The sequence below is a fragment of the Neobacillus vireti genome, from assembly GCF_036962465.1.
Taxonomy (GTDB): domain Bacteria; phylum Bacillota; class Bacilli; order Bacillales; family Cytobacillaceae; genus Neobacillus; species Neobacillus vireti_B.
Genome location: NZ_JBALNF010000044.1, coordinates 41364 through 67389 on the forward strand (window position 1 = coordinate 41364; position 26026 = coordinate 67389).

25 protein-coding genes and 1 pseudogene are annotated in these 26026 nt (G+C 39.0%); 19 read left to right on the forward strand and 7 right to left on the reverse strand.

The window, feature by feature from the left end:
* Positions 1 to 138: 138 nt before the first annotated feature.
* Positions 139 to 786, reverse strand: a complete 648-nt coding sequence (gene vrrA, locus V7077_RS18755) for a VrrA/YqfQ family protein (protein WP_335504700.1) — start codon at positions 784 to 786, stop codon at positions 139 to 141.
* A 258-nt stretch (positions 787 to 1044) separates the two neighbouring features.
* Between vrrA and V7077_RS18760 the strand changes: the two genes are divergently transcribed.
* Together V7077_RS18760 and V7077_RS18765 are read left to right on the forward strand one after the other, a co-directional pair.
* The gene (locus V7077_RS18760) at positions 1045 to 2361 is read left to right on the forward strand and encodes a DEAD/DEAH box helicase (RefSeq protein ID WP_335504701.1); all 1317 of its coding nucleotides are present in this window, start codon (positions 1045 to 1047) and stop codon (positions 2359 to 2361) included.
* 23 nt (positions 2362 to 2384) lie between these two features.
* Positions 2385 to 3278, forward strand: coding sequence for a deoxyribonuclease IV (locus V7077_RS18765; protein ID WP_335504703.1), 894 nt, complete (start codon positions 2385 to 2387; stop codon positions 3276 to 3278).
* A 28-nt stretch (positions 3279 to 3306) separates the two neighbouring features.
* Here V7077_RS18765 and V7077_RS18770 read toward each other — a convergent pair whose 3' ends face one another.
* A complete protein-coding gene (locus V7077_RS18770) occupies positions 3307 to 3564 on the reverse strand; it encodes a DUF2624 domain-containing protein (protein ID WP_335504705.1) in 258 nt (85 codons plus the stop codon).
* Positions 3565 to 3742: 178 nt separating this feature from the next.
* Between V7077_RS18770 and V7077_RS18775 the strand changes: the two genes are divergently transcribed.
* Genes V7077_RS18775 through V7077_RS18785 form a run of 3 tightly spaced genes read left to right on the forward strand, consistent with a single transcriptional unit; the run spans position 3743 to position 5774 of the window.
* On the forward strand, positions 3743 to 4516 hold the full coding sequence (locus V7077_RS18775; protein WP_335504706.1) for a metal ABC transporter ATP-binding protein: 774 nt from the start codon (positions 3743 to 3745) through the stop codon (positions 4514 to 4516).
* On the forward strand, positions 4513 to 5364 hold the full coding sequence (locus tag V7077_RS18780) for a metal ABC transporter permease (RefSeq protein WP_335504708.1): 852 nt from the start codon (positions 4513 to 4515) through the stop codon (positions 5362 to 5364). The genes V7077_RS18775 and V7077_RS18780 overlap by 4 nt, the downstream gene beginning before the upstream one ends.
* A complete protein-coding gene (locus tag V7077_RS18785) occupies positions 5361 to 5774 on the forward strand; it encodes a Fur family transcriptional regulator (RefSeq protein ID WP_335504710.1) in 414 nt (137 codons plus the stop codon). The genes V7077_RS18780 and V7077_RS18785 overlap by 4 nt, the downstream gene beginning before the upstream one ends.
* A 15-nt stretch (positions 5775 to 5789) precedes the next feature.
* Here V7077_RS18785 and V7077_RS18790 read toward each other — a convergent pair whose 3' ends face one another.
* The gene (locus V7077_RS18790) at positions 5790 to 6386 is read right to left on the reverse strand and encodes a 5' nucleotidase, NT5C type (RefSeq protein WP_335504742.1); all 597 of its coding nucleotides are present in this window, start codon (positions 6384 to 6386) and stop codon (positions 5790 to 5792) included.
* Between the two features lie 331 nt (positions 6387 to 6717).
* Between V7077_RS18790 and V7077_RS18795 the strand changes: the two genes are divergently transcribed.
* The gene (locus tag V7077_RS18795) at positions 6718 to 7074 is read left to right on the forward strand and encodes a DUF4190 domain-containing protein (RefSeq protein WP_420489677.1); all 357 of its coding nucleotides are present in this window, start codon (positions 6718 to 6720) and stop codon (positions 7072 to 7074) included.
* A gap of 66 nt (positions 7075 to 7140) precedes the next feature.
* Here V7077_RS18795 and ispG read toward each other — a convergent pair whose 3' ends face one another.
* From ispG to V7077_RS18810, 3 genes are all read right to left on the reverse strand, one after another.
* Positions 7141 to 8256, reverse strand: coding sequence for a flavodoxin-dependent (E)-4-hydroxy-3-methylbut-2-enyl-diphosphate synthase (gene ispG / locus V7077_RS18800; RefSeq protein WP_335504714.1), 1116 nt, complete (start codon positions 8254 to 8256; stop codon positions 7141 to 7143).
* Positions 8257 to 8436: 180 nt separating this feature from the next.
* Positions 8437 to 8766, reverse strand: a complete 330-nt coding sequence (locus tag V7077_RS18805) for a hypothetical protein (protein ID WP_335504717.1) — start codon at positions 8764 to 8766, stop codon at positions 8437 to 8439.
* A gap of 86 nt (positions 8767 to 8852) precedes the next feature.
* A complete protein-coding gene (locus V7077_RS18810; protein ID WP_335504719.1) occupies positions 8853 to 9620 on the reverse strand; it encodes a DUF1189 domain-containing protein in 768 nt (255 codons plus the stop codon).
* 143 nt (positions 9621 to 9763) lie between these two features.
* Between V7077_RS18810 and V7077_RS18815 the strand changes: the two genes are divergently transcribed.
* Positions 9764 to 10246 (forward strand): DUF456 domain-containing protein, encoded by a 483-nt coding sequence (locus V7077_RS18815; RefSeq protein ID WP_235740455.1) that lies wholly within the window; start codon positions 9764 to 9766, stop codon positions 10244 to 10246.
* 65 nt (positions 10247 to 10311) lie between these two features.
* Here the strand turns inward: V7077_RS18815 and V7077_RS18820 are convergent, their stop codons facing one another.
* The gene (locus V7077_RS18820; protein WP_335504723.1) at positions 10312 to 11007 is read right to left on the reverse strand and encodes a Crp/Fnr family transcriptional regulator; all 696 of its coding nucleotides are present in this window, start codon (positions 11005 to 11007) and stop codon (positions 10312 to 10314) included.
* Between the two features lie 369 nt (positions 11008 to 11376).
* Between V7077_RS18820 and V7077_RS18825 the strand changes: the two genes are divergently transcribed.
* The 12 genes and pseudogenes from V7077_RS18825 to V7077_RS18880 all read left to right on the forward strand — a co-directional run.
* Positions 11377 to 11985: a superoxide dismutase gene (locus tag V7077_RS18825; protein ID WP_335504724.1), complete on the forward strand. Its 609-nt coding sequence runs from the start codon at positions 11377 to 11379 to the stop codon at positions 11983 to 11985.
* A 109-nt stretch (positions 11986 to 12094) separates the two neighbouring features.
* Positions 12095 to 13312, forward strand: a complete 1218-nt coding sequence (locus V7077_RS18830) for an MFS transporter (RefSeq protein WP_335504726.1) — start codon at positions 12095 to 12097, stop codon at positions 13310 to 13312.
* Positions 13313 to 13517: 205 nt separating this feature from the next.
* A complete protein-coding gene (locus tag V7077_RS18835; protein WP_335504744.1) occupies positions 13518 to 15620 on the forward strand; it encodes a peptidoglycan D,D-transpeptidase FtsI family protein in 2103 nt (700 codons plus the stop codon).
* 286 nt (positions 15621 to 15906) lie between these two features.
* Positions 15907 to 16827 carry a phosphate ABC transporter permease subunit PstC gene (gene pstC / locus V7077_RS18840; RefSeq protein WP_335504728.1) on the forward strand — a complete coding sequence of 307 codons (921 nt, stop codon included), beginning with the start codon at positions 15907 to 15909 and terminating at the stop codon, positions 16825 to 16827.
* Complete coding sequence (gene pstA, locus V7077_RS18845; protein WP_335504730.1) at positions 16827 to 17714, forward strand: phosphate ABC transporter permease PstA; 888 nt, start codon at positions 16827 to 16829, stop codon at positions 17712 to 17714. The genes pstC and pstA overlap by 1 nt, the downstream gene beginning before the upstream one ends.
* A gap of 17 nt (positions 17715 to 17731) precedes the next feature.
* Positions 17732 to 18553, forward strand: a complete 822-nt coding sequence (gene pstB / locus V7077_RS18850; RefSeq protein ID WP_420489674.1) for a phosphate ABC transporter ATP-binding protein PstB — start codon at positions 17732 to 17734, stop codon at positions 18551 to 18553.
* Between the two features lie 12 nt (positions 18554 to 18565).
* Positions 18566 to 19339: a phosphate ABC transporter ATP-binding protein PstB gene (gene pstB, locus V7077_RS18855; protein WP_335504733.1), complete on the forward strand. Its 774-nt coding sequence runs from the start codon at positions 18566 to 18568 to the stop codon at positions 19337 to 19339.
* A gap of 13 nt (positions 19340 to 19352) precedes the next feature.
* Positions 19353 to 20012 carry a phosphate signaling complex protein PhoU gene (phoU, locus tag V7077_RS18860; RefSeq protein ID WP_335504736.1) on the forward strand — a complete coding sequence of 220 codons (660 nt, stop codon included), beginning with the start codon at positions 19353 to 19355 and terminating at the stop codon, positions 20010 to 20012.
* Between the two features lie 323 nt (positions 20013 to 20335).
* Positions 20336 to 21853: a histidine ammonia-lyase gene (gene hutH, locus V7077_RS18865; RefSeq protein WP_335504738.1), complete on the forward strand. Its 1518-nt coding sequence runs from the start codon at positions 20336 to 20338 to the stop codon at positions 21851 to 21853.
* 129 nt (positions 21854 to 21982) lie between these two features.
* Positions 21983 to 23467 carry an amino acid permease gene (locus V7077_RS18870; protein ID WP_420489675.1) on the forward strand — a complete coding sequence of 495 codons (1485 nt, stop codon included), beginning with the start codon at positions 21983 to 21985 and terminating at the stop codon, positions 23465 to 23467.
* Between the two features lie 95 nt (positions 23468 to 23562).
* The gene (gene hutU / locus V7077_RS18875) at positions 23563 to 25239 is read left to right on the forward strand and encodes a urocanate hydratase (protein ID WP_335504740.1); all 1677 of its coding nucleotides are present in this window, start codon (positions 23563 to 23565) and stop codon (positions 25237 to 25239) included.
* Positions 25239 to 26026 (forward strand): annotated as a pseudogene (locus V7077_RS18880) (imidazolonepropionase); the annotation flags it as partial. The gene hutU and the pseudogene V7077_RS18880, both read left to right, overlap by 1 nt.

A 26026-nucleotide genomic window follows, 5' to 3' on the forward strand; every position in this document is an offset into this window, starting at 1 on the left:
GCGCCTGTGGGGTCTCTCCAGCCCCGTACTCCCGCAGGAGTCTTCGCCGCCTTCCGCTCCAATCAACGTGCTAAAAATCAACTACATCCTTTAACACAGCCAAAAAAAAAGAATGCTGGGTTTCAGCATTCGAATGTATTAAATATACATTTTCGGGATTGAACTTCCTTTTTGGGATTGATGAGAACGTGACTTTTGGCTGCCTTTTTGGTTCGCCGATTGTTTAGATTGTCCGGATTCCGAACTTTCGCTGCTTGAGGATTCCTCCCTGACTGATTCTGCCTTTGATTTCTTGGTGGATGACTCACTGTCCTTAGTAGCATTCTTAATGCCACGATATAGCTTCCACATGGCAGGTATATTCTTAACCATAGGGCCATATTGTTGGATCATCGGTCCAATTGTTTGTGCTGTTTTTAACACTTGCTGGGTATTATTTAAAATCCCTGTTAATCCCCCAGGATTGCTTAAGGATTGAAGTAAACCGCCGCTTCCACTTCCTGCGGCCCTTCCCATTCCTCCCATAAGTCCGCTTGGTGCACCTGCTTGTGTCCCTCTTCCGAGAATTTTCGAGAGTATTCCCCCTCCGGCTCTGCCCATTTGACCGGATCCGGACCCCATTCTCGCTCCCATCATTGAGTTTCCTCCGCCAAAAGGTCTTGCTTGCGGCCTCATCATCGGATTTCTACCAAAAGAAGGTGTGCCCCCTGACCCCATCATGGGACCGCCACCGAACATTTGCTGCCCCATTCCGCCGTTAAAGGGCATTCTTGGTCTTGGCTGCATTCCAAAACCTCCTTTCTATCATGACTTCATACTTTAAAATATGCATAAATCCAAATTTGGTTTAGGTTTACACACAAGGAAAAAACTTAATTTCGTTTTAAAATTTGGCTAATTAGTAAAAGCTGTGAATAAAAAAATAAGTTAACTGGTTATTTAGGAGAAATTTTACTATAATAACATGATGGACATAGAGAAGGAAGTTAAACTTGAGGAAACACTACTCCATAAGAAGATTAAAAAGAATAAGGAGCATATTTTATGAAAGCAAATCAATTTGAGCGTTTTAAGTTTCAGCCATTTATCATAGAAGCATTGAACCAATTTGGTTTTTTGGAGCCTACAGAAATTCAGGAACGGATGACTCCATTAGTGTTAAAAGGAGAAAGTGCGATTGGCCAATCTCAAACTGGAACAGGTAAAACATTTGCTTATGTTTTGCCGATTCTACAGGGAATAGATCCAAGCCGTCAAGAAGTTCAAGCAGTCATTACCGCACCAACAAGAGAGCTGGCTTCACAAATTTACCACCAGATTTTGAAAGTTACCGAACATTGCAGTCCTGAACACCAAATTATGACTAGATGCTATATCGGAGGAACCGACAAGGTAAGGACAATTGAAAAATTAAAGGTTCAGCCGCAAATCGTGGTTGGCACCCCGGGCAGGATTAAAGATCTCATGGTAGAACAGGCATTATTCATCCATACAGCCAAAATCCTTGTCGTTGACGAAGCTGACATGATGCTTGATATGGGATTCATTGAAGATGTTGATCAGGTTGCTGCAAAAATGCCGGAAAAACTGCAAATGTTGGTTTTTTCTGCTACGATTCCTGAAAAATTAAAACCATTTTTAAAAAAATATATGGAAAATCCTAAAACCATTCAGATTGATTCAAAAAGAAAAGCAGCTGAGAATTTAGTGCATTATCTGTTACCATCAAGGCATCGCAATAAAAAGCAGCTTGTCCATGATGCACTGCTTGCCTACAATCCATATCTAGCGATTGTTTTTACCAATACGAAGAAGATGGCGGAAGAGGTTGCCTATTTCTTAAACGATAAAGGTTTAAAAGTCGGACGAGTCCATGGTGATTTAAACCCCCGTGAACGAAAAAAAATGATGAAACAAATACAGGACTTGGAGTATCAGTATATTGTCGCGACCGACCTTGCATCTAGAGGAATTGATATTGAAGGGGTCAGTCATGTCATCAATTATGAACTTCCAACTGACTTGGATTTTTATATTCATCGGGTCGGAAGAACGGCACGCGCAGGTAATTCTGGAATTGCCCTTACGATATATGAAAGCTCCGATGAGGACGCATTAAACCGGTTGGAAAAAATGGGCATTCAATTTAAACATGTTGATTTCAAAAATGAAGGAATTGAAGAAATCGACGATAGAAATAAACGGAAAACCCGTGTACGAAAAGAAGATGAGGCAGATCGAACTGCGAAATCAATTGTCAAAAAACCACAAAAGGTAAAACCAGGCTATAAAAAGAAAATGCAATGGGAAATGGATAAAATAAAAAAACGACAACGGAAGATAGAGAAGAGAAAGAAATAATCATCTAAAGGGAGAGAAACGGGATGTTGAAAATCGGCTCACATGTATCTATGAGTGGCAAAGATATGCTGCTTGCAGCCAGCACGGAAGCAGTATCCTATGGTGCTAACACTTTTATGATCTATACGGGTGCACCGCAAAATACCCGAAGAAAGAAAATTGAAGATCTGAATATTGAAGCAGGAAGAAGACATATGGAGATGAACGGGATCACAGAAATTGTCGTGCATGCTCCCTATATCATAAACATTGGAAATACGACCAATCCTGATACGTTTGAATTAGGAGTAAGATTCCTCCGCAGTGAAATTGAACGAACAGAGGCACTTGGAGCGAAACAAATCGTGCTTCATCCGGGTGCCCATGTCGGGGCGGGAACTGAGCTTGGCATAAAAAAAATCATCGAGGGCTTAAATGAAGTATTAACGGGTAAGGAACAGCTTCAAATTGCGCTAGAGACGATGGCTGGAAAAGGTTCTGAATGCGGAAAATCATTTGAGGAGCTAGCGATGATTATGGATGGGGTCAATTATAACGACAAGCTCTCAGTTTGTTTTGATACTTGTCATACACATGATGCCGGATATAATATTGTCGACGACTTTGATGGTGTTCTAAATGAATTTGATAAAATTATCGGTTTAGACAAACTAAAGGTCCTTCATATCAATGATAGTAAGAACACGGTGGGGATGAGAAAAGACCGCCATGAGAATATTGGATTTGGTCATATTGGATTTAAAGCCCTAAATTATGTTGTTCATCATCCTCAATTACAAGAAGTTCCTAAGATTTTGGAGACTCCTTTCGTTGGGGAAGATAAAAATAATAAAAAACCGCCTTATAAGTTTGAAATCAACATGCTCAGGGAGCAAGCGTTTAATGAAAACTTACTAGATGAAATTATGCAAGGATAAGGAAAAAGCTGTGCTTCGGCACAGCTTTTTATTGCTTTGTAAACTGAATTAATAGCTTATTTACTTCTCTTGCAGTTTCCGGCCCGGCTGCTTTAGCGATTTGCTTTACCAATTGGCTGCGCTGTGCAGTATCAAAAATATTAATATTTTTGCCTCGTAAATATTCAGCAATCTTTTTCGCCTGTTGGGGACTAACATTAATATTAAACTGATTAGCATACTTTATAAGCTCTTCTGCTGTAATTGTGTTAATTTTATGATTAATGATGCTTTCAAATATTTTCACCCTCATCACTCCTCCATGCTAATGTATGAAGATGGGGATAGAGTGTGACAATGGATTTATAGTGGGGCTTGGATTGACCAAGTTTCTTGCCTTTGCCTTTACAATTGGGAAGTCCTATTGTATACTACTTGAAGTTAAATCGGAATCATTCTGATAATTAAAAGTGAGAGTGTGGAACATGCAAGCTATTATTGAAATAAAAGATCTTTTTTACCGTTATGAAAAAGAAAGTGTTCTTGAAGATATTACGATTACTGTCCCAGACGGATCCTTTTTGGCAATTGTCGGGCCTAACGGTTCAGGTAAATCTACTCTGTTGAAATTAATATTAGGTTTATTAAAGCTGCAAAGAGGGGACATCTTCTTATTTGGTCAGGAAATAACTAAATTTAAAGACTGGCAAAAAATCGGTTATGTATCGCAAAAGGCCAATTCCTTTAATACTGGATTTCCGGCTACTGTTTTTGAAGTGGTTTCAAGCGGATTAACCAAAAAGTTAGGGTTATTTACCTTCTTTAAAAAGGAACACAGGCAGAGGGTAACCGAGGCACTAGACGCAGTGGGGATGAAGGCGTTTAGTCATCGAAATATTGGGGAACTGTCCGGAGGCCAGCAGCAAAGGGTGTTTATTGCCCGTGCACTGGTAAGTGAACCGAAGCTTTTGATTTTGGATGAGCCCACCGTCGGCGTGGATGCGGAAAATGTTCATTCGTTCTATGAGATGCTAGGCGACTTAAATACGAGCAGGGGGATTACGCTTTTATTGGTTACCCATGATATTGGCACCATTTCCGATAAGGTTACACATGTTGCTTGTTTAAATAAACATTTGCATTTTCATGGTAATACAGAAGAATTTGAACAAGTTAGCAGTAATGGGTTGTCTAAGGTTTATGGTCATGATGTACACGTATTAGCCCATAACCATGAACATGGAGGCGTTAAAAATTGATTGAAGGTATTTTTCATTATGAGTTTTTACAAAACGCGTTTTTAACAGGGATATTGATTGGAATCCTAGCCCCATTGTTAGGAGTGTTTATTGTCGTCAGAAGGTTATCGTTAATTGCTGATGCCTTAAGTCATGTTACCTTGGCAGGCATCGCAGCAAGCTTGCTTATTGAAAATAAATTTACGATGCTTGCTGGATTGAACCCGCTTTATATGGGAATGGTTTTTTCTGTAGGCGGCTCATTATTTATTGAGAAGCTAAGAGGCGTTTATAAGCAATACCAAGAGTTGGCGATTCCAATCATTATGTCAGGCGGAATTGGGCTTGGAGTTATTTTTATTTCGCTTGCCAATGGATTTAATACAGATTTGTATAGTTATTTATTTGGCAGTGTCTCTGCTGTCAGCCGAACCGATTTATGGGTTATCTTGATTATAAGTATACTTGTCATAGTCGTGATTATTTTATTGTATAAAGAGCTATTTTTACTTTCTTTTGATGAGGAACATGCTAAAGCCTCAGGAATACCTGCGAAAAGTATTCATTTCATCTTTATAGTTATGGTTGCCCTTGTGATTGCTGCATCGATGAGAATTGTAGGAATCTTGTTGGTTTCCTCTTTAATGACACTTCCAGTTGCGGCAAGTATTCGCATCGCCAAGGGGTTCAAACAAACGATATTCTTATCCGTTCTCTTCGGTGAACTCTCTGTCTTAGGTGGACTTTTTACGGCCTATTACCTGGATCTTGCACCCGGTGGTACGATTGTTATGCTCGCGGTTCTCATCTTAATAATGGCAATCTTTTATAAAAAAATGACCAGTAGATTAGGAGGAGGAGCTAAGTGAATGTAAATGAGGCCATACAGCACTTAAAGGAAAATGGATTTAAACAAACTGGAAAAAGAGAAGATATGCTGCAATTATTTGCAGATAACGATAAATATTTAACTGCTAAAGATGTGCTCGACCTATTAAAAGAAGATTATCCAGGTTTAAGCTTTGATACCATTTACCGTAACCTATCCCTATTTGTCGATATGGGAATTTTAGAAATGACAGAGTTATCTGGTGAAAAACATTTCCGGTTTACTTGTTCCAGAAACCATCATCACCATCATTTTATCTGTTTAGATTGTGGGAAAACTAAAGAAATCGATACCTGTCCTATGGAAGGATTAAGGGAAAATCTTAAGGGATATGATATTTCTGGGCATAAATTCGAAATATATGGACGCTGTCCGGAATGTTGTTGTTAAAAAACAGCTTGTGGGTTACACAAGCTGTTTTTTTCGTATTGGTTTCTGATTCTTTAGCCAGTTTTCTACCCAATGATAAGCCTCACGCCAATTCTTAACACGTATAACCCCTTCTGGCAGTGGATCCTGATTATAGGGAGTATCGAAGAGAATAACTGGAATACGGCATTCCTCATGGATCATTACCGCATTATCATGTTTATCCTCAAAAAAAAGATCAATATTATGCCTCTTGGCGGTTTCCACTTTATCGTGAGAACCTATCAACTCAATATGGTGAAAGGTTAGTCCATGCTTGAAAAACCATTCCTCCGTTACATCGAGCAAATGAGGTCCTCGTGCACTAATAAAAAATAATTCATGTTTGTGTTTCCATCTTGTTAGCGCATCAATGGAACCAGGTGCAGGAGGTGAGCCTTCGTAAATAATCGGTTCATTTTCGGTAAACCACTTTGCGAATTCCTGTTCAGGTACATTAACAAACGGGGTTAATTCATACTTATTTACATCCTCATATAAAATATTTAAGTTAAAGGCTTTATTAATAAAAGGAATCAGGGAGGTGGGAGAGGTTACGGTGCCATCTATATCTATACCAAATCGTTTCATTATATTCTTCACCCTCGTTTGTTGTAAGTTCTCCTTTTATTTTACCAAAGACAGGCCAACAATAAAGGATTAATTTAAAAAGTTGCATTTCCGCTATTTCTAATAAATCCCTATTTAAGACAAACATTGACATACTAAAAAGCGTCAGGTGGTCCACACTAATAAATGCTCCTATAACTGAAAGAGAGGGATTAGGATGGCAGATGAACGAGACACAAAAGTGCAAGAAGCTCTTCGAGGACCAATAATTGGAGAAGATATTCCCAATTCTCCTTCCTCATATAGAGAAGAAACCGCTTCAGAAGTAGCGGCACCAATTAACACTTCTTATTCTTTGAAGAAGTCAGAGAATACTCCTAAGATTGGTGCTTCTGTTCCGATCAGATCTTCTCAATACCGGGAAGAATCGGCAGCTGAAATTGCTGCACCTGTTCCTGTCACACTGAGGAAAAATCAAAACAATACGCAACAGCAACAAAAAGCTGGTGCTGCTGCTGGAACAGGGATAGGTACCCTTGCCTTAGCGTTATCGATTTTATCACTGTTTGTAATGCCTATACTATTTGGTGCTGCAGGTATTGTGTTAGGGTTTGTAGCGAGGAGTAGAGGTGCACAAGGTCTGGGTGCATGGGCAATTGGTATTGGAGCCATATCAATTGTTGTCGGTATCTTTATTCTTCCGTTCTTTTAACAGTTCTGCTGCATAGGAGCTAGACAGACAAAAAGAAACCCGGTAATTATACCGGGTTTCTTTTTGTTAATTTTTATTTAACAACTGTTCTTCTTCTGCCTTTTTGCGGAAATATTCTTCAGCAACTTGATCAATTTCCTTCTTAAGTTCCTCGACCATTTGTGCCTCAGGAACCTTGCGGACAATTTCACCTTTTCTAAACAATAAGCCCTCACCACGGGCACCCGCAATGCCGATATCCGCTTCACGAGCTTCGCCCGGACCATTCACAGCACAGCCTAATACTGATACTTTAATCGGAGCTTTTATGGTGGAAATATATTCTTCAACTTCATTTGCGATACTGATCAGGTCAATTTCAATTCTTCCACAGGTTGGGCATGAAATTAATGTTGCAGCATTAGAAGAAAGTCCAAATACTTTTAAAAGCTCGCGTGCAACCTTCACTTCTTCCACAGGGTCGGCGCTTAAAGAAATCCGTAATGTATTTCCTATCCCTTTACTGATAATCGCACCTAATCCCGCTGCGCTTTTAACAGTACCGGAGAATAGTGTCCCAGATTCAGTAATACCTAAGTGTAATGGATAATCGAAAGCACGTGCGGCTTTTTCATAAGCTTCAATAGCAAGGTTAACATCAGATGCCTTCATCGAGACAATAATATCATGGAAATCTAAATCTTCGAGGATTTTAATATGGTGAAGTGCACTCTCTACCATACCATCCGCTGTAGGATATCCATATTTTTCAAGGATTTTCTTTTCTAGAGATCCTGCATTCACTCCAATTCGAATCGGGATACCACGTTTTTTAGCTGCTTTTACAACTGCTTCAACCTTTTCACGTTTACCGATATTCCCTGGGTTAATTCGAATTTTATCAGCACCGCCCTCAATGGCCTTAAGTGCTAATTTATAATCAAAATGAATATCGACGACTAAAGGAATATTAATTCTTTTCTTGATTTCTGGAATGGCATTTGCGGCCCTTTCATCCGGGCATGCAACCCGGACTATTTGACAGCCTGCTTCTTCCAAGCGTTTAATCTCTGCAACGGTCGCCTCCACATCGTGCGTTTTCGTTGTAGTCATACTTTGAATAATAATTTCATTGCTCCCGCCAATGGTTAAATTCCCCACTTTAATGGGCCGGGTTTTGGTGCGATGTATGATTTCACTCACGTGTAATTCGCTCTCCTTCAAATATGGATTCGAATCTGAATAAATTCGATCTATTGCCGTCTTAACGGTCAGTACACTCGAATGTTCTCGCAAACAGAAGGACTGAAAAGCCCTGCTTGGAGGTTCATCTTATTGTATCAGCCATGTGCTATTTTTGACAAGATTTTCGATATATCCTCTTTATTTTGAGTAATCAGGAAAATGATATGTAGAACCAATTTGAATTTTTTGAGGGGACTTACCTCCATTTAATGTTTGGAAGTCCTCGATTAAGTCAGGGATGGATACAGGAAGTGATTTATTGATTTTATGCTCTACAATAGAAATTACTGTATCACCTGGTTTTACCTCTGCATCAAAAGAAGGTAAATCCGTTTTTGCTGGAGTGCTTTGCTCGACTTTTGCGTCTACAGGTTTAGGGGTGGAGGTTGGAAGTGTGCCGACTGTTAGATCGTAATAAATAACGTATAGGACTAAAATGGATAGTAGAATGCCAAATAATTTTTTCATGGGACAAGCCTCCAGAAAGAATGTTTGTACATTCGTATGCTTGTCCAGATTAAATTAGACCAAAAAAAACGTCCGTTTATGGACGTTTAGTTTGCATTTTTCGGTTTCGGGACTTCCTTAATAGCAAGGAATAACACAATAATGACTACAAACCAATTAATGAGGAAACTGATTGGAACTACAGTTTGAATAGCGGTCATAATGGTAAAGAATAAGGTTGGTAATGTTTCACTATAAGCAGCCATTCTCCATAATTGCCGGTAATTAAGCTTTCGATTTCCTTTTAGTGCTAGACCTATGAAGGCTAGGACTGATATCTCAATAAAACTAGCGGCACTTGAAAATAAATAAATAAACAATGCTACAACTGGAATAATAATTCCTTTCATTTCGCCAATTGTATTAACAAAATGGAGCAGGTCACTGTTTGTAATATGTATACCTTCCATCATGGAATATGGATATGTATCAACCCTGCCGGCTGAGACAAAAGCAAACCCATTCTTTAATAAAGCGAACGTATTACCGTCATTCGCCAGATCATCTTCCGATATAGCGCCAGTAGGGTCAATGATAATGGTGAAATTGTCTTTATTAATTGTAACCGGCACATTCGTCTTTGCTGTTAGCTGCCCATTTTTAATGGAGAAAGCAGGAGCTTCCTCTTTTATAAAAGACTTTGCAGCGTCAATCCCCTCTGTAAGTGCTGTACTGAAATAAATAATAGATGGCAGGATGGAGATGAATGTTAAGAAAAATACATAAAGAATCGTTTTGCCAATCCCTTGAAAACGAAAGAGGGCAATATCCCTTGGAGAATAAATACTTTTATAAAATTGTTTGAAGATATTCATAATAACCACCTTTTAATAAAACATGATAACCAGACACACATCCTATTGTAGCTTGTGTCATTGATATATACAAGAATGGAAAGGTTAATGAAACCATTTTGAGGGTAAACCGTAGTATAGATGAAAAAGAAGGATGGGGACGGATGGAAATTGTTTATTGGAGTATCATAAGTATTCTTTTTATTGTTGCATTTGTTGGCCTGGTATACCCGATTATTCCGAGTGTGTTATTTCTGCTTGCAGGATTTATTTTGTACGGTGTGTTCTTTTCTTTTGGGGCTTTTAGTTGGTTATTTTGGCTTATTCAAGGCTTGTTTGTTGTATTATTATTTGCAGCTGATTATGTAGCAAACCTCATTGGAATTAAAAAGTATGGCGGCTCCAAGGCCGGGGTCTGGGGTAGTACGATTGGTATTTTAGCAGGACCGTTTGTCATTCCAATATTCGGAATTTTAATTGGTCCGTTTATTGGGGCTATAGCAGCTGAGTTAATAGTAAACAAAAGAGGTTTTACTGAGAGTGTGAAAGTAGGATTCGGTTCAGTCATTGGGTTTATAAGCAGTGTAATTACCAAAACCATTATTCAAGTCATAATGGTTGGCTATTTTTTTATTCTTGTTCTATAAAAAGCCACTTGGAGACCAGGTGGCTTAGTGTTACAGATTTAGCTTAGGATAGACGCTTTAAACTGTTAATTAATCCCGCAAATTTCGGACGGACAGTTTTGGCAATCCACTTCCGTTTTTAGATAAGCTAAGTTTTTTATCGTGAACTTTTGATTTTCATATAGAATGATGTCTTTTTCTCGGAGTTCTTTTAAAGCACGTTGGATAACTTCTCTGGTACCATAGGTTAAGTTGGCAAGTTCCTGATGGGTTAAGGGCAAGTCAATTAGTATACCCTTTTCCGTTTTAACTCTGTAAGTTTTGGATAACCGGATAAGGATGGAATATAAACCTCCTTTTTTGCCATTCATAATTAAGTCCTGACACTTCATTTGGGACTTTAAGTAACAAGTGCTTAACCATTCGACCAAAGCAATCATTGCTTCAGGGTCTGTTAATATAAATTCTTCAAATTGTTCTTTTTTTATAGCAAGTAATTCACAGTCAGACAGAGTCTTGGCGAAAAATTGATATTGAGGATTTGGTTTAAAAAGTTGATATTCCACTATTAATTCCTTGTCATTCAAAACTTTTAAAATAAATTCCTTTCCTCGTAAATGAACCCTTCCTAGTGCGATACTTCCTTTTAGATTTAAGTAGATATATTCTACGGGATCTTTTTCGTGAAAAAGGACTGTACCCGCTTTTACCTTTTGAACTGGCTCGTTTTTTTGGAAAAATTGTACCATTAAAGTATATATTGAAATGCTTGTGGTTTGCATATTTGGCCCTCCTTTTTACCCCTTCAAATTGATTTAAATCCTTTAATAACAACCTGTCAATAAGTCATTGATGCTGATTTGGAAGTGTTTTTGCGATGTATGACAAAAATCGTTGACAGGATGCTAGTTAGGTGAATCATGACAATTTTTCGAATAATAGTTAGCATTTAATATTTACCCTTTTGTAATGGTATAAAAATTTGTTAAAAGGAAATTGTATTTATGTTGGGTATAAGCATTTTATTTGAAAGGAAAAACCAACTTTGGTATCTTTTAAGTAAAGCTTTAGAAATATTCTTATAAATCGCAATGATTATAAGCTTACCTAAAGCCCCAAAAAAAATAATACGTACATAGGAGGAATTAATGATGGCATTTGAATTACCAAAATTACCTTATGCAGAAGATGCACTAGAGCCACACATTGACAAAGAAACAATGAATATTCACCACACTAGACACCACAACACATATGTGACAAATCTAAATAATGCACTAGCAGGCAATGAAGAATTACTTTCTAAATCAGTTGAGGAAGTTATTTCTAATTTGGATGCGGTTCCAGAATCTGCACGTACAGCTGTTCGCAATAATGGCGGTGGTCATGCTAACCACTCTTTATTCTGGCAAATCCTTTCTCCAAATGGCGGTGGTGCCCCAACTGGTGAATTGGCTGATGCAATCACTAGCAAATTTGGCAGCTTTGATAACTTTAAAGAAGAGTTTGCAAAAGCAGCAACTACACGCTTCGGCTCTGGCTGGGCTTGGTTATCTGTAAACAATGGTGAATTAGAAGTTTCTAGTACACCAAATCAAGATTCTCCACTAATGGAAGGTAAAACTCCAATTCTTGGCCTTGATGTTTGGGAGCATGCTTACTATCTAAAATACCAAAACAAACGTCCTGATTACATTTCTTCGTTCTGGAATGTTGTTAACTGGGATGAAGTTTCAAAGCGTTATAACGCAGCGAAGTAATGAAGCGTTTAAAAGGCAGCATTTAGCTGTCTTTTTTTCATTTACTTAAATTGTATAAGAACCCTATCCTTGATAAAGACTACCCTTATGACAAAGGGGAGTTTTTTTTATGGCAAAAAAATTTAAGATTTTGGGTGACGTAGAATTAACGAAGGATTTATCACTTTTGCTGATCATTGGCGGATTGTATTCATTGAGTGTTGCGCTATCCAACACGTTTGTGAATATTTATCTTTGGAAGCAAACAGGACAGTATTCGGATATTGCCCTATATAACCTCTCAATAGTCGTATTGCAGCCGTTAACGTTTATCTTGGCGGGGCGGTGGGCGAAAAAAATCGATAGAGTGATTGTGCTGCGGATTGGTGTAATTTCTTTAGCATTGTTTTATCTAGCTGTATTGATTACCGGTACAAATGCTTCAACTTATTTACTTTTATTAGGCGGACTGCTTGGAATTGGTTATGGATTTTATTGGTTAGCTTATAATGTGTTAACCTTTGAAATTACCGAACCAGACACCAGGGATTTTTTTAATGGATTTTTAGGGATATTATCCTCTGCAGGCGGTATGATTGGCCCAATTGCAGCTGGTATTATCATCACCAGATTTGAAGAGTTTACCGGATATACGTTTGTTTTTGGTTTGTCACTGGCATTATTCGGTCTAGCTGTATTTATGAGTTTTTCACTAAAACCGAGGCCTGCTTCCGGCCGGTACTGCTTTAAACGAATTATTGAGGAAAGGAAACAAAATGAAAATTGGCGTTTTGTTACAAATGCTCATTTTGTTCAGGGCTTACGAGAGGGGACCTTTGCATTTGTCATCTCTGTTTTTGTCTACATTTCAACCGGAAGTGAAATGTCTTTAGGCACATTTGGTTTGATTAATTCCGGAATATCCTTTGTTGCTTACTATTTTGCGTCACGATTAATAAAGAAAAAATTTCGAAAAAAAGCCATTTTAATTGGTGGGATTATCCTCTATGCTTCGGTTATGTTAATTATCTGGGATTTGAATTTTGCGAAGTTATTAATATATGGAGGGATGATTGCAATAGCGTATCCACTATTGTTTGTCCCTTATAGTTCAACTACATATGATGTAATTGGGTCAGGATGGAAGGCAGCAGAAATGAGGATCGAATATATTGTTGTCCGGGAAATATACCTAAATCTCGGCAGGATTATTTCTATTTTGGCTTTTCTTGCAGCAGTTACCTGGTTTAATGAAAAGGAAAGTATACCAATTCTGTTATTCTTCTTAGGTGCAGGTCATTTATTAATTTATTTGTTCATGCGACGAGTTCAATTACCTGCAGCATAAAAACGGTGAGTTTAATACTCATCGTTTTTTTGTAAAGAATTTGGTCTAAGATTTTTAACAAAATTGGTAAGGGTTATTCATAGATAAATAGGACATTATCCTTTAAAATAAAGAAAGTTATGTAAGCTTTGGGTAAAGGAAGTGTATATGGATCTTGAATCTTAAAAAGAAGAAGAAAAAAACACATGTCCCGTTTCGTTTAAATATGGTGTTTTTTGTGGTATTTATCCTTTTCTCCGTTCTTATTCTTCGCCTTGGTGAACTGCAAATTGTCTTTGGTGATGATTTTAAACGTGAAATTCAACGAACTGAAGATATTACCGTGAATAACCCCGTACCGAGAGGGAAAATGTATGACCGTAATGGCAGCACCATTGTAGATAATAGTCCGCTAAATGCGATTACCTATACTAAAAGTCAAAATGTGACACAAAAGGAAATGCTGAATACAGCTGCAAAATTAGCAAAAATTATCTCAATGGATACCTCCAAAGTTCCGGTCCGTGACAAAAAGGACTTTTGGATAATGAAACATCCAAAGGAAGCGAAGAATAAAATTACCAAAAAAGAATGGGCCTTATATAATCAGAAAAAATTAGATGATAAGGAAATTTATCAATTACAGCTGGACCGGGTTACTGATCAGGAAATTAACAGCATTCAAGGTGAGACCCTTGAGACACTTGCCATCTATAGCAAATTCAATAGTGGTTATGCATTAACCCCGCAAATTGTTAAAAATAAAGATGTAACGGCAGAAGAATTTGCCAGCGTCAGTGAAAATTTAGAAAATTTGCCTGGCGTTGATACAACCACAGACTGGAAACGTGAGTATGCCTTTGGTGAAACTTTGAAATCTATTTTAGGGGATGTGACTTCCTCTGAAGCTGGGATCCCGAAAGAACAATTAGATAAGTATCTCGCTCACGGTTACAGTCGAAATGACCGCGTGGGGAAAAGTTATCTAGAATTAAAATATGAAGATGTTCTCCATGGCCAGAAGGCAAAAGTGAAGACTGTCACTGACAAAGCTGGGAAAGTCCTTTCGACCGAGGTTGTTTCGGAAGGAAAGCGAGGGGACGACCTAGTCTTAACGATTGATATGCAGCTTCAACAGCAGGTTGAAAAGATTATTGAAGAAGAAATGTGGTCTGCTAAAAGTAAACCTAATACTGGTGTTATGGATCGTGCCTTTGTCGTTGTCACGAATCCTAACACAGGTGAAATATTGTCGATGGCCGGAAAGCTAATTGGTAAGGATAGTAATGGGAAGACGGTTATGAAAGACTATGCTAGTGGTACTTTTACCAGCTCCTACAACGTAGGGTCAGCGGTGAAAGGGGCTACCATTTTAACTGGATATCAAACTGGTGCGATTAAACCGAATTCATACCAACTAGATGAACCGTTAGTGATTAAAAATACGCCAGTAAAGAAATCATGGAAAACCTTTGGTTCTATTAATGATCTAAGAGCCTTACAAGTTTCTTCCAACGTTTATATGTGGAAAACCGTTATTGCAATGGCGCATGGAAAGTATGTTCCGCATGGTACGCTTAATATGGAAACTGCAAAGACATTTAATACGATGCGGCAATCTTTTAGCCAATTTGGCCTCGGAACACGAACAGGAATTGACCTTCCAAATGAAATGAGCGGTTTCCAAGGACAAGAGAATATTCCGGGTAAACTTCTTGACTTTGCCATTGGCCAGTATGATACTTACACACCGATGCAGTTAGCGCAATACGTTTCGACGATCGCTAATGGCGGTAATCGTGTCCAGCCTCATATAGTCAAAGAAATTCGCGAACCAGTAATGGATAGTAATAAGTTAGGACCAATCGTTGAAGAAATGGAACCTAAGGTTCTAAATCGTATTGATATGAAAGATGCATGGATCAAACGCGTTCAAGAAGGCTTCCGAATGGTTATGCAAGTTGGTGATGGGACAGCGACTAGCGCCTTTAGAAGTGCACCATACAGCCCTGCTGGAAAGACCGGAACGGCTCAGGCCTTTTATGATGGTTCAGTTAAATCTTTACGTGGTACAGCTGTAATGAACTTAAGTCTTGTTAGCTTTGCACCATCAACTAATCCGGAAGTTGCCATTGCTGTCGTTGTGCCTTGGGCATATTCAGGTAATAGTGGTCCAAGTATAAATAACTTAATTGGGCGCCGAGTTATGGATGCTTATTTTGACTTGAAGAAAACACGTCAAATTACAGATGGTGTTTCGGGTTCTGAACAGCAAGCAGACCAAAATACAGCAGATTCTACTCAAAATACGCAACAAACTGGACAATAGATTTATATTTTTATAGCCACCTGTCATAAATAAGACAGGTGGTTTTTTTATTCTTTCCAAATTTACAATATCTAAACATAGATTTACAAAACCTTTACATATGATTAAAACTCCGTTTACACTCAACATTTATGCTTGTATAGGTAAGAGTAAACAGTAACAAGGATGAAAGTAGAACGTAATGCGGAAGGTACTTAAAAAAGATTTATAAGTTGATAGTTAATTGAATAACTGGGTAAGTGTGGATCATTTACCCGCTTATGACGTATATAGGGGTGTTGCTGCAATGGAAAAGACCGTACCTGCTAGGGAAAGATTGTTAAAGTCCGGAAAAAATCGGATGGATGGAGAAGTTCGAGGAAAGATTCTTGTGATTTTATGCGCGGTGATTATGATTTCTGCCACCATTTCGATTACCATCTTCCTTGGTACAAAAGGGCTGCAATCATTTATTAAGAATAGTGTTAGTCTTATTCAGTTCTTAACCAGTATACACTGGAATCCTACTGATAAGGCTAATCCAGAGTATGGGGTATTACCGTTTATCTTCGGATCATTTGCTGTTACTTTTTTATCGGCAATTGTTGCGGCACCATTAGGAATTGGCGGCGCCATATTCATGACAGAAATTGCACCTTCATGGGGACGAAAAATCTTACAACCAATCATTGAGCTTTTAGTTGGAATTCCATCCGTTGTTTATGGATTCATCGGCCTTACCGTATTAGTTCCTTTTATCAGAGAACATGTTGGCGGTTTAGGATTTAGTTTGCTATCAGGAACAATTGTGTTGTCTATCATGATTTTACCAACCATTACTACCATTGCGACAGACGCAATGAGTTCATTACCAAAAAGTTTACGAGAAGGATCCTATGCTCTTGGGGCCACACGTTGGCAAACGATCCGCAAGGTTCTTATTCCTGCTGCTCTGCCCACCTTATTGACTGCCGTAGTTTTAGGTATGGCGAGGGCATTTGGAGAAGCTTTAGCTGTCCAAATGGTAATCGGTAACGTTCGTGATATACCAACAAGCCTATTGGATGCTTCTGCAACTTTAACGACCATTATTACCTTAAATATGGGACACACCACCTACGGAAGTGTTGAAAATAACACACTTTGGTCGATGGGGCTTATTTTATTAGTTATGTCGTTTGCCTTTATTCTCCTAATCCGTTATCTGTCATCGAGGAGGAAGTTGTAATGAATAGTAAAACCGCTGATCGATTAGCCACAGGAGTTTTTGTAGCGATTGCCATTATTATTATTTCTATTTTAGTTGGACTATTTTCCTACATTTTAGCGAATGGACTAAAACATGTTTCCCTTCACTTTTTAACCACTCCTTCAAGTAATGTACTTGCAGGGGGAGGAATTCGTGATCAATTATTTAATTCCTTCTACGTTCTGTTTATAACGATGTTAATTACGGTTCCACTTGGTGTAGGTGGTGGAATCTATATGGCGGAATATGCAAAGCCGGGAAAGGTCACCGATATAATTCGTTCTTGTATTGAAGTCCTTGCTTCTCTGCCGTCGATTGTTATTGGGATGTTTGGTTTATTAATGTTCGTTAATTTAACCGGCTGGGGTTATACGATTTTGGGCGGTGCCCTGGCATTAACGGTGTTTAATCTTCCAGTGCTAGTGCGGGTGAGTGAGGACGCCATTCGTGCGGTGCCCCGCGATTTAAAAGAGGCAAGTCTTGCCTTAGGGATTACACATTGGCACACCATTAAAACGGTTATTTTACCAAGTGCATTTCCATCAATTTTAACTGGTGCCATTCTTGCAGCAGGAAGGGTATTTGGAGAAGCGGCCGCCTTATTATTTACGGCTGGTCTATCGACACCAAGACTTGATTATGCAAACTGGAATCCCTTTTCTGATCAGTCGCCATTAAATATTTTTCGTCCTGCAGAAACACTCGCTGTACACATTTGGTCGGTCAATACACAGGGGTTAATTCCTGATGTGGAAGAAGTTTCAAATGGTTCTGCAGCCGTGCTGGTTATTTCAGTCTTACTATTTAACCTTTTAGCTAGATGGATCGGAAGCATGATTCATAAAAAAATCACTGCAACAAAATAAAGGGCAGGTGAAAACGGATGGTTACGACTTTATTAGAAAAGGAATCGATGGAACAAACATTTGAAACAACCGTCCCGTTCCAAATGGAAAATATTTTAAAAGTAAATAATTTAGAAATATTTTATGGGGAAAAACGTGCCGTAAATGGCATTTCAATGGATATAGAGAAAAATGCCGTAACGGCATTAATTGGGCCTTCCGGCTGTGGGAAGTCAACATTTTTACGCAGCATCAATCGGATGAATGATTTAATTCCTGGGGCAAGGGCTGAAGGTGAAATTCTTTATGAAGACCTAAATATCTTATCCGAAAAAATTAATGTGGTCGCATTAAGGAAAGAAATTGGTATGGTATTTCAAAAGCCAAATCCATTTCCTAAATCCATCTATGAAAATATTACTCATGCATTGAAATTTAGCGGCATTAAGAAAAAAAGCCTGCTTGATGATCTCGTCCAGGAAAGTCTTGAAAAAGCAGCACTGTGGGATGAAGTAAAGGACCGACTCAATAAATCTGCACTTTCATTATCAGGCGGACAGCAGCAGCGCCTTTGCATAGCTAGGACGATTGCAATGAAACCGGCGGTTATGCTCCTAGATGAGCCTTCGTCAGCATTAGACCCCATTTCCAATGCAAAGATCGAAGAATTAATCGTTGATTTGAAAAAGGATTATTCCATCATTATTGTTACTCATAATATGCAGCAGGCTTCCCGTATTTCCGATAAAACAGCATTCTTTTTAAATGGGGATTTAATTGAATATGATTCTACTGGAAAGATATTTACCAATCCTTCCGTTAAAAAGACCGAAGAATATATTTCAGGAAGATTCGGATAAGGGGGCGACTTCATGGCAACTTCGACATTAACAAGACAAATATTTGATATAAAAGATTTAAACTTATGGTACGGGGATCATCATGCCTTAAAAGATATAAACTTTCCCATTAATAAAAAAGAAGTGACCGCAATAATTGGACCATCTGGATGTGGTAAGTCCACCTTTATTAAAACACTTAATTTAATGATTAATATGGTTCCAAATGTCAAAATGACTGGTGAAATTAACTTAAATGCTAAAAATATCCTCGATGAAAAAGTAGATCTTGTAGACCTTCGCAAACATGTGGGCATGGTTTTCCAAAAGGGAAATCCCTTTCCACAGTCTATTTACGATAATATTGCATATGGGCCAAGAATCCATGGGATTAAAAAAAAGGTCCATCTTGATGAGATTGTTACAAAATCATTGATGGACGTAGCATTATGGGATGAAGTGAAGGACCGATTACACGCACCTGCTTTAGGGTTATCTGGTGGGCAGCAGCAAAGATTATGTATCGCCAGGGCTTTAGCGACTAAACCAGAGGTACTACTAATGGATGAACCAACGTCTGCGTTAGATCCAATCTCCACCTTAAAAATAGAAGAATTGATCTTAGAGCTAAAAGAGAAATATACAATCGTCATTGTTACGCACAACATGCAGCAGGCATCAAGGGTGTCAGATAAAACAGCCTTCTTCTTAATGGGAGAGCTGATTGAATTAGATGCTACGTCTGCAATATTTTCAAACCCTGCGGACTCACGTACGGAAGGGTATATTACTGGAAGATTCGGATGATGGGGTGGACAAAATGAGTACAAGGTCTAATTTTGATCATAATTTACTGCAATTAAATGAAATGTTATTATCCATGGCTAAAAAAGCGGAAATGGCGATTAAAGATGCTATGCTCTCTTTAGTCAATCAAGACCTTGATAAGGCAAAGGCTGTTCTTATGGGAGATAATGAAATTAATCAATTGGAACAAGAAATAAATGATAAAGCATTATTATTAATTGCTAGAGAATCACCTGTAGCTACCGACTTGAGAAAAATTAGCGCAGCATTAAAGGTATCATCAGAAATTGAAAGATTGGCTGATATTGCTGTAAATATTGCCAAATCCACTATTCATATAGGTAATGAAAAGCATATTAAGGAGATCATTGATATACCAAATATGATGGGAATTGCTTTGGAAATGGTTTCTGAATCAATTGAAGCTTTTACCACCGAGGATGTTTCTCTAGCACAAGCATGTGCAAAAAAAGATGACAAGGTGGATCAAATGTTTGGCCAGTTAATCCAGGAATTAATGGGATATATTCCGCAAAATCTAAATTCAACCAACCAAATTATTCAGTTAGCATTTGTTTGTAGAAATGTCGAGAGAATCGCCGATCATTCAACGAATATTGCTGAGAATGTCATTTATCTAGTTACAGGAAAACGACTAAACTTAAATGCTTAAACAAGAGGGGGCTGCCAGGTAATGTGCAGTCTCCTCTTTTCTATGAAAAATATCTATTCTGCTATCGCCTTTCATTTACTATTGTGCTAAAGTATTATTGTGTTAAAATTCAGAATATTTTGTTGACAAAACATGGTTTACTCACATATGATAATTATCATAGTAATAGAATATTTTAAGATGGGAATGAAAACACATGAAGTGGCGAAAAGAAAATGTCAAAAATTCAAAAATGGTAATAAAAGAGGCTGGACTCCAATTCTAATCAGAAACGGAATCCAGCCTCTTTCTTTATTATACTAAAGTGGTAGAGGAGAGATATCGTGATTACTTTAACAGGCCAAAGTTTAACCCTAACTCAAATAAAGGAAGTTTTATTCGGAGGTCAGAAGGTGGCCGCTTGCGAAAAGAGTATCGAGGCAGCCGGAAAGAGCCGAAGAGCAGTTGAAAGGATCGTATCAGAATCAAGAGTAGTTTATGGAATTACAACTGGTTTTGGAAAATTCAGCGATGTTCTAATTGATAAGAATCATGTTCAAGATCTGCAGCTTAATTTAATTCGTTCACATGCTTGCGGAGTAGGTGAGCCGTTCCCGGAGGTTGTTGCAAAGGCAATGGTTCTTTTACGCGCTAATGCACTTTTGAAGGGTTATTCGGGAATTAGACCGATTGTTATTGAAAGATTATTAGATTTAGTAAACAAGAATATAATCCCCGTGATTCCGCAGCAAGGTTCCCTTGGAGCAAGCGGAGATTTGGCACCGCTTTCACACTTGGCATTAGTGCTAATTGGGGAAGGAGAAGTATTTTATAAAGGAAATCGAATGGACTCACTTGAGGCCTTTCAACTAGAAGGGATATTTCCAGTAACACTTCAAGCAAAAGAAGGGCTTGCTCTTATCAACGGAACGCAAGCAATGACAGCAATGGGCGTGGTTGGCTATCTCGAGGCAGAACAACTTGCGTTTCAAAGTGAGTTAATTTCATCCATGACGATTGAAGGATTAACTGGGATTATTGATGCCTTTGCTGAAGAGGTTCATCTTGCACGAGGTTATCAACAGCAAATTGATACGGCAGCACGAATCCGCGCTTACTTAAGCGATAGTTTGTTGACGACGGTACAGGGAGAATTGAGAGTTCAGGATGCATATTCCCTTCGCTGTATCCCGCAAGTTCATGGTGCAACGTGGCAAGCCCTGGATTATGTAAAAGAAAAATTGGAGATTGAGATGAATGCTGCAACGGATAACCCATTAATTTTTAATGATGGTGAAAAAGTAATTTCCGGCGGTAACTTTCATGGACAGCCAATCGCTTTTGCGATGGATTTTATGAAAATTGCTGTTGCAGAAATGGCCAATATTTCCGAAAGACGGATTGAACGGTTAATCAATCCGCAATTAAATGATTTACCACCATTTTTAAGCCCGGAGCCAGGCTTACAATCAGGTGCTATGATCATGCAATATGTAGCCGCATCTCTTGTTTCGGAAAACAAAACTCTGGCACATCCAGCAAGTGTAGATTCCATCCCATCATCAGCGAACCAAGAGGACCATGTAAGTATGGGAACAATCGCTTCCAGGCATGCACATCAAATTATTCAGAATACAAGAAGGGTCCTGGCAATAGAGCTGATTTGTGCGATGCAGGCGGTTGAATACCGGGGAATTGAAAAAATGGCAAACCAAACAAGAAGGCTTTATGATGCCGGAAGAAAACTTGTTCCAACTATTAAAAAGGACCGTATTTTTTCAAAAGATATTGAAAAAGCAGCTGAAGGCCTTAAAACAATGGATCTGAAAAAATTACTCCAGCAATTAGACAACGTAAAATAAATCTTACTGAGCAAAACAAATAAATTAATATTTTAAGACGTTAATTAATTAATAATCATTGCTTTACTCATGAGGTTCCCTATTGGTCTTACTATTGGTAAGTATACTAAATAAAAAAAGAGGTGTTTTATGCAAAATATGGCCCTTAAGAATGAAAATCAACAAACGAAACCAGGTGAACAACATGAACATTTAGAAAGAAAATTAAAAACAAGGCACCTATCAATGATTGCCATTGGTGGAACGATTGGTACTGGCCTCTTTTTGGCAAGTGGTACTACTATTCATGATGCCGGTCCAGGAGGGGCACTGGCAGCCTATCTTATTGCAGGGGTCATGGTTTACTTCCTTATGACAAGCCTGGCGGAGATGGCTGTATTTATACCAATTTCGGGCTCTTTCAGTACGTATACTTCAAGATTCGTTGATCCTGCCTTAGGGTTTGCTGTTGGTTGGAATTATTGGTATAACAATGCCATTATTCTGGCTCTTGAATTATCGGCTTCTTCCTTGATTATGAAATATTGGTTTCCTACTGTGCCAGGTATTGTCTGGAGTGCAACTTTTCTGGTTCTTATTTTTAGTCTGAATGTTTTATCTGTAAAAGGTTATGGTGAGTCAGAATTTTGGTTTTCCATTATCAAGGTTGTAACCATTTTGATTTTTATTGTTTTGGGATTACTGATGATCTTTGGGATTATGAAAGGACATACTGGTGGATTTGAGAATTTCACTAAAGGAGAAGCGCCATTCAAAGGAGGCCTTTTATCCATCTTTAGTGTCTTTATGGTAGTGGGATTTGCTTTCCAAGGAACAGAAATGGTTGGAGTAGCTGCTGGTGAAAGTGAAAATCCTGAAAAAAATATCCCTAGAGCGATTAAACAAATCTTCTGGAGAATTCTTTTATTCTATATTTTAGCCATTTTTGTGATCGGATGCCTAATTACCTATAAAGATCCAAATTTATTAAGCTCAGATCTTGATAACATTGCCATGAGTCCATTTACGCTAGTTTTTAAACATGCCGGCCTGGCATTTGCCGCAGCAGCGATGAATGCTGTTATTCTTACGGCTGTTCTATCGGCAGGAAACTCATGTTTATACGTGGGTTCACGTGTTCTATGGGTATTAGCTGAAGAAGGAAAAGCACCGGCATTCTTGAAAAAAGTAAATAAAGGGGGTGTTCCTGTAAGAGCACTATATTTGACCACGTTTGTAGGAATGCTTTGCTTCCTAACCTCGCTTTTTGGAGACGGAACCGTTTATTCCTGGTTATTAAATGCTGCTGGTTTAGCAGGTTATATCTCTTGGTTAAGTATTTCTGTTACTCACTACCGATTCCGAAGGGCATTTATTGCACAAGGAAGAGATTTTAAAGAACTTCCATATGTTGCAAAATGGTTTCCGTTAGGCCCAATTCTAGCCACAGCACTATGTTTAGTGGCGATGCTTGGTACCAATTACCAGGCGTTTATCGGTGACAAAGTTGACTGGTATGGAATTCTGGTTTCTTATATTGGCCTGCCTCTATTTTTATTTGGATATTTGAGCTATAAAGTGGTAAAGAAATCAAAAATGGTTCCATTACAAGACGCTGATTTCAGCAGGGAATAAATAGAAAATAATTGTAAAATTATCAATCATTTATTATAAAAAATTTAAGGATTTCACTATTAAACTAAAATCATATAATTTGGAGGTAGAAAGAAATGAAAACGAATACATCAAATAAAATTATGCGGTATAGAGGGACAGAATTGAATACAAAAGGCTGGCAGCAAGAAGCTGTACTACGAATGTTGATGAACAATTTAGACCCGGATGTAGCGGAGCATCCAGAGGAACTTGTTGTTTACGGCGGGATTGGAAAGGCGGCACGAAACTGGGATTGCTTTGATGCAATTGTTGAATCATTGAAAGACCTTGAAGGGGATGAAACGTTACTTGTTCAATCAGGAAAGCCAGTGGCGGTGTTTAAAACACATACCCAAGCACCACGTGTACTGATTGCAAATTCAAATATTGTCCCGGCATACGCCAACTGGGATACATTCCATGAACTCGACAAAAAGGGATTAATGATGTATGGCCAAATGACCGCTGGAAGCTGGATTTATATTGGCTCCCAGGGGATTGTACAGGGAACATACGAAACATTTGCGGAGCTTGCAAAACAGCATTTTAATGGTTCTTTAAAAGGTACGATAACAGTAACCGCGGGCCTTGGCGGTATGGGTGGAGCTCAGCCGCTTGCAGTTACTATGAACGGTGGAGTCTGTATCGGTATTGATGTTGATGGGACAAGGATTGACCGTCGGATTGAAACCCGCTATACCGATGTGAAAACGGATTCTTTGGATGAGGCTATCCGTTTGGCTCAAGACGCAAAAAGAAAAGGAAAGGCATTATCCATTGGCTTATTAGGTAATGCAGCTGAAGTTTTACCGGATATGATCGCACGAAACTTTATCCCTGATGTGCTGACAGATCAAACATCAGCGCACGACCCGTTGAATGGATACACACCTGCAGGTTTGTCTTTTGAAGCTGCTGCGGAACTACGAAAATCAAACCCTGAAATGTATGTCAGGATGTCGAAGGCTTCTATGGCCGTGCATGTGAAAGCGATGCTTGAAATGATGGAAAAAGGCGCAGTGACATTTGACTATGGTAATAATATACGCCAGGTTGCCAAAGATGAAGGGGTAGAAAACGCATTTGACTTCCCTGGATTCGTTCCAGCTTATATCCGCCCTCAATTCTGTGAAGGGAAAGGACCTTTCCGTTGGGTGGCACTGTCAGGTGACCCTGAAGATATTTATAAAACGGACCAAGCTATTCTAAGGGAATTTGCCGATAATGAACATTTGTGCAACTGGATCCGGATGGCTCAGGAGAAAATTCAGTTCCAGGGGCTCCCTTCCCGTATTTGCTGGCTGGGCTACGGAGAACGCGCCCGTTTTGGCAAAATACTGAATGACATGGTAGCGAGTGGGGAACTAAAAGCACCAATTGTTATTGGACGTGATCATTTGGATTCAGGCTCTGTTGCTTCACCAAACCGTGAAACAGAAGCGATGAAAGATGGATCTGATGTTGTGTCTGACTGGCCAATATTAAATGCCATGGTTAACGCAGTGGGTGGTGCTACCTGGGTTTCCGTCCATCACGGCGGTGGAGTTGGAATGGGTTATTCCTTACATGCGGGAGTAGTAATTGTCGCAGATGGTACAAAAGAAGCAGAGGCACGAATTGACCGTGTATTGACAACAGATCCGGGTATGGGTGTCGTACGCCACGCCGATGCAGGATATGAACTTGCAAAGAAAGCAGCACGGGAAAAAGGAATTAAAATCCCAATGCTTGACAAAGGAAATGATCAGTAATGAAAAAACCAATTTGGATTAAACATGCCGCCCAGCTTGCAACGCTTGCTTCTGAAATAAAAGGTCCCCGTTCAAAGGAAGCAATGTCAGAGCTTGGTTTGATCGAAGACGGGAGCTTGTGGATTGAGGATGGACTTATCCAGGCGGTTGGAACGACGAAAGAAATTGAGGAACGCTATAAGGGAAAATTGAATGCAGCAAAGGTTGTGGATGCCTCAAATCATTTGGTAACGCCTGGACTTGTAGATCCACATACACATGTTGTATACGGAGGAAGCCGCGAGCGTGAATTTGAAATGCGCCTTGAAGGTGCAACCTATATGGATATTATGAATGCGGGTGGAGGAATTCATGCGACCACCCGTATGACTAGGGAAGCAACGGAAGAAGAATTAGTACTTCAAACTAAACGCCGGCTGGATTCGTTTCTTGTTCATGGAGTGACTACTGTAGAAGGCAAGAGTGGATATGGCATGAATCTCGAAACTGAACTTAAGCAGCTTCGTGTGATGAAGGTACTGCAGGAACAGCATGCGATTGACCTTGTTCCTACCTTTATGGGTGCCCATGCTGTGCCTCCTGAGTTTAAGGGAAAAGAAGATCAATTTGTCGATTATTTAGTTGATGAAATGCTGCCGACGATCGCCCAGGAAAAATTAGCTGAATTTAACGATGTTTTTTGTGAAAAAGGGGTTTTTACACCGGAACAATCCGAGCGCATTTTAGAAGCAGGTAAGCACTTTGGGTTGATCCCGAAAATCCATGCTGATGAAATTGAGCCTTATGG

Excerpts from the sequence above, each read along its gene's own strand:
- vrrA (WP_335504700.1), bottom strand. The coding sequence starts at position 786 with ATGCAGCCAAGACCAAGAATGCCCTTTAACGGCGGAATGGGGCAGCAA.
- V7077_RS18760 (WP_335504701.1), top strand. The coding sequence starts at position 1,045 with ATGAAAGCAAATCAATTTGAGCGTTTTAAGTTTCAGCCATTTATCATA.
- V7077_RS18765 (WP_335504703.1), top strand. The coding sequence starts at position 2,385 with ATGTTGAAAATCGGCTCACATGTATCTATGAGTGGCAAAGATATGCTG.
- V7077_RS18775 (WP_335504706.1), top strand. The coding sequence starts at position 3,743 with ATGCAAGCTATTATTGAAATAAAAGATCTTTTTTACCGTTATGAAAAA.
- V7077_RS18805 (WP_335504717.1), bottom strand. The coding sequence starts at position 8,766 with ATGAAAAAATTATTTGGCATTCTACTATCCATTTTAGTCCTATACGTT.
- V7077_RS18810 (WP_335504719.1), bottom strand. The coding sequence starts at position 9,620 with ATGAATATCTTCAAACAATTTTATAAAAGTATTTATTCTCCAAGGGAT.
- V7077_RS18815 (WP_235740455.1), top strand. The coding sequence starts at position 9,764 with ATGGAAATTGTTTATTGGAGTATCATAAGTATTCTTTTTATTGTTGCA.
- V7077_RS18820 (WP_335504723.1), bottom strand. The coding sequence starts at position 11,007 with ATGCAAACCACAAGCATTTCAATATATACTTTAATGGTACAATTTTTC.
- V7077_RS18825 (WP_335504724.1), top strand. The coding sequence starts at position 11,377 with ATGGCATTTGAATTACCAAAATTACCTTATGCAGAAGATGCACTAGAG.
- V7077_RS18830 (WP_335504726.1), top strand. The coding sequence starts at position 12,095 with ATGGCAAAAAAATTTAAGATTTTGGGTGACGTAGAATTAACGAAGGAT.
- V7077_RS18835 (WP_335504744.1), top strand. The coding sequence starts at position 13,518 with ATGGTGTTTTTTGTGGTATTTATCCTTTTCTCCGTTCTTATTCTTCGC.
- pstC (WP_335504728.1), top strand. The coding sequence starts at position 15,907 with ATGGAAAAGACCGTACCTGCTAGGGAAAGATTGTTAAAGTCCGGAAAA.
- pstA (WP_335504730.1), top strand. The coding sequence starts at position 16,827 with ATGAATAGTAAAACCGCTGATCGATTAGCCACAGGAGTTTTTGTAGCG.
- pstB (WP_420489674.1), top strand. The coding sequence starts at position 17,732 with ATGGTTACGACTTTATTAGAAAAGGAATCGATGGAACAAACATTTGAA.
- pstB (WP_335504733.1), top strand. The coding sequence starts at position 18,566 with ATGGCAACTTCGACATTAACAAGACAAATATTTGATATAAAAGATTTA.
- phoU (WP_335504736.1), top strand. The coding sequence starts at position 19,353 with ATGAGTACAAGGTCTAATTTTGATCATAATTTACTGCAATTAAATGAA.
- V7077_RS18870 (WP_420489675.1), top strand. The coding sequence starts at position 21,983 with ATGCAAAATATGGCCCTTAAGAATGAAAATCAACAAACGAAACCAGGT.
- hutU (WP_335504740.1), top strand. The coding sequence starts at position 23,563 with ATGAAAACGAATACATCAAATAAAATTATGCGGTATAGAGGGACAGAA.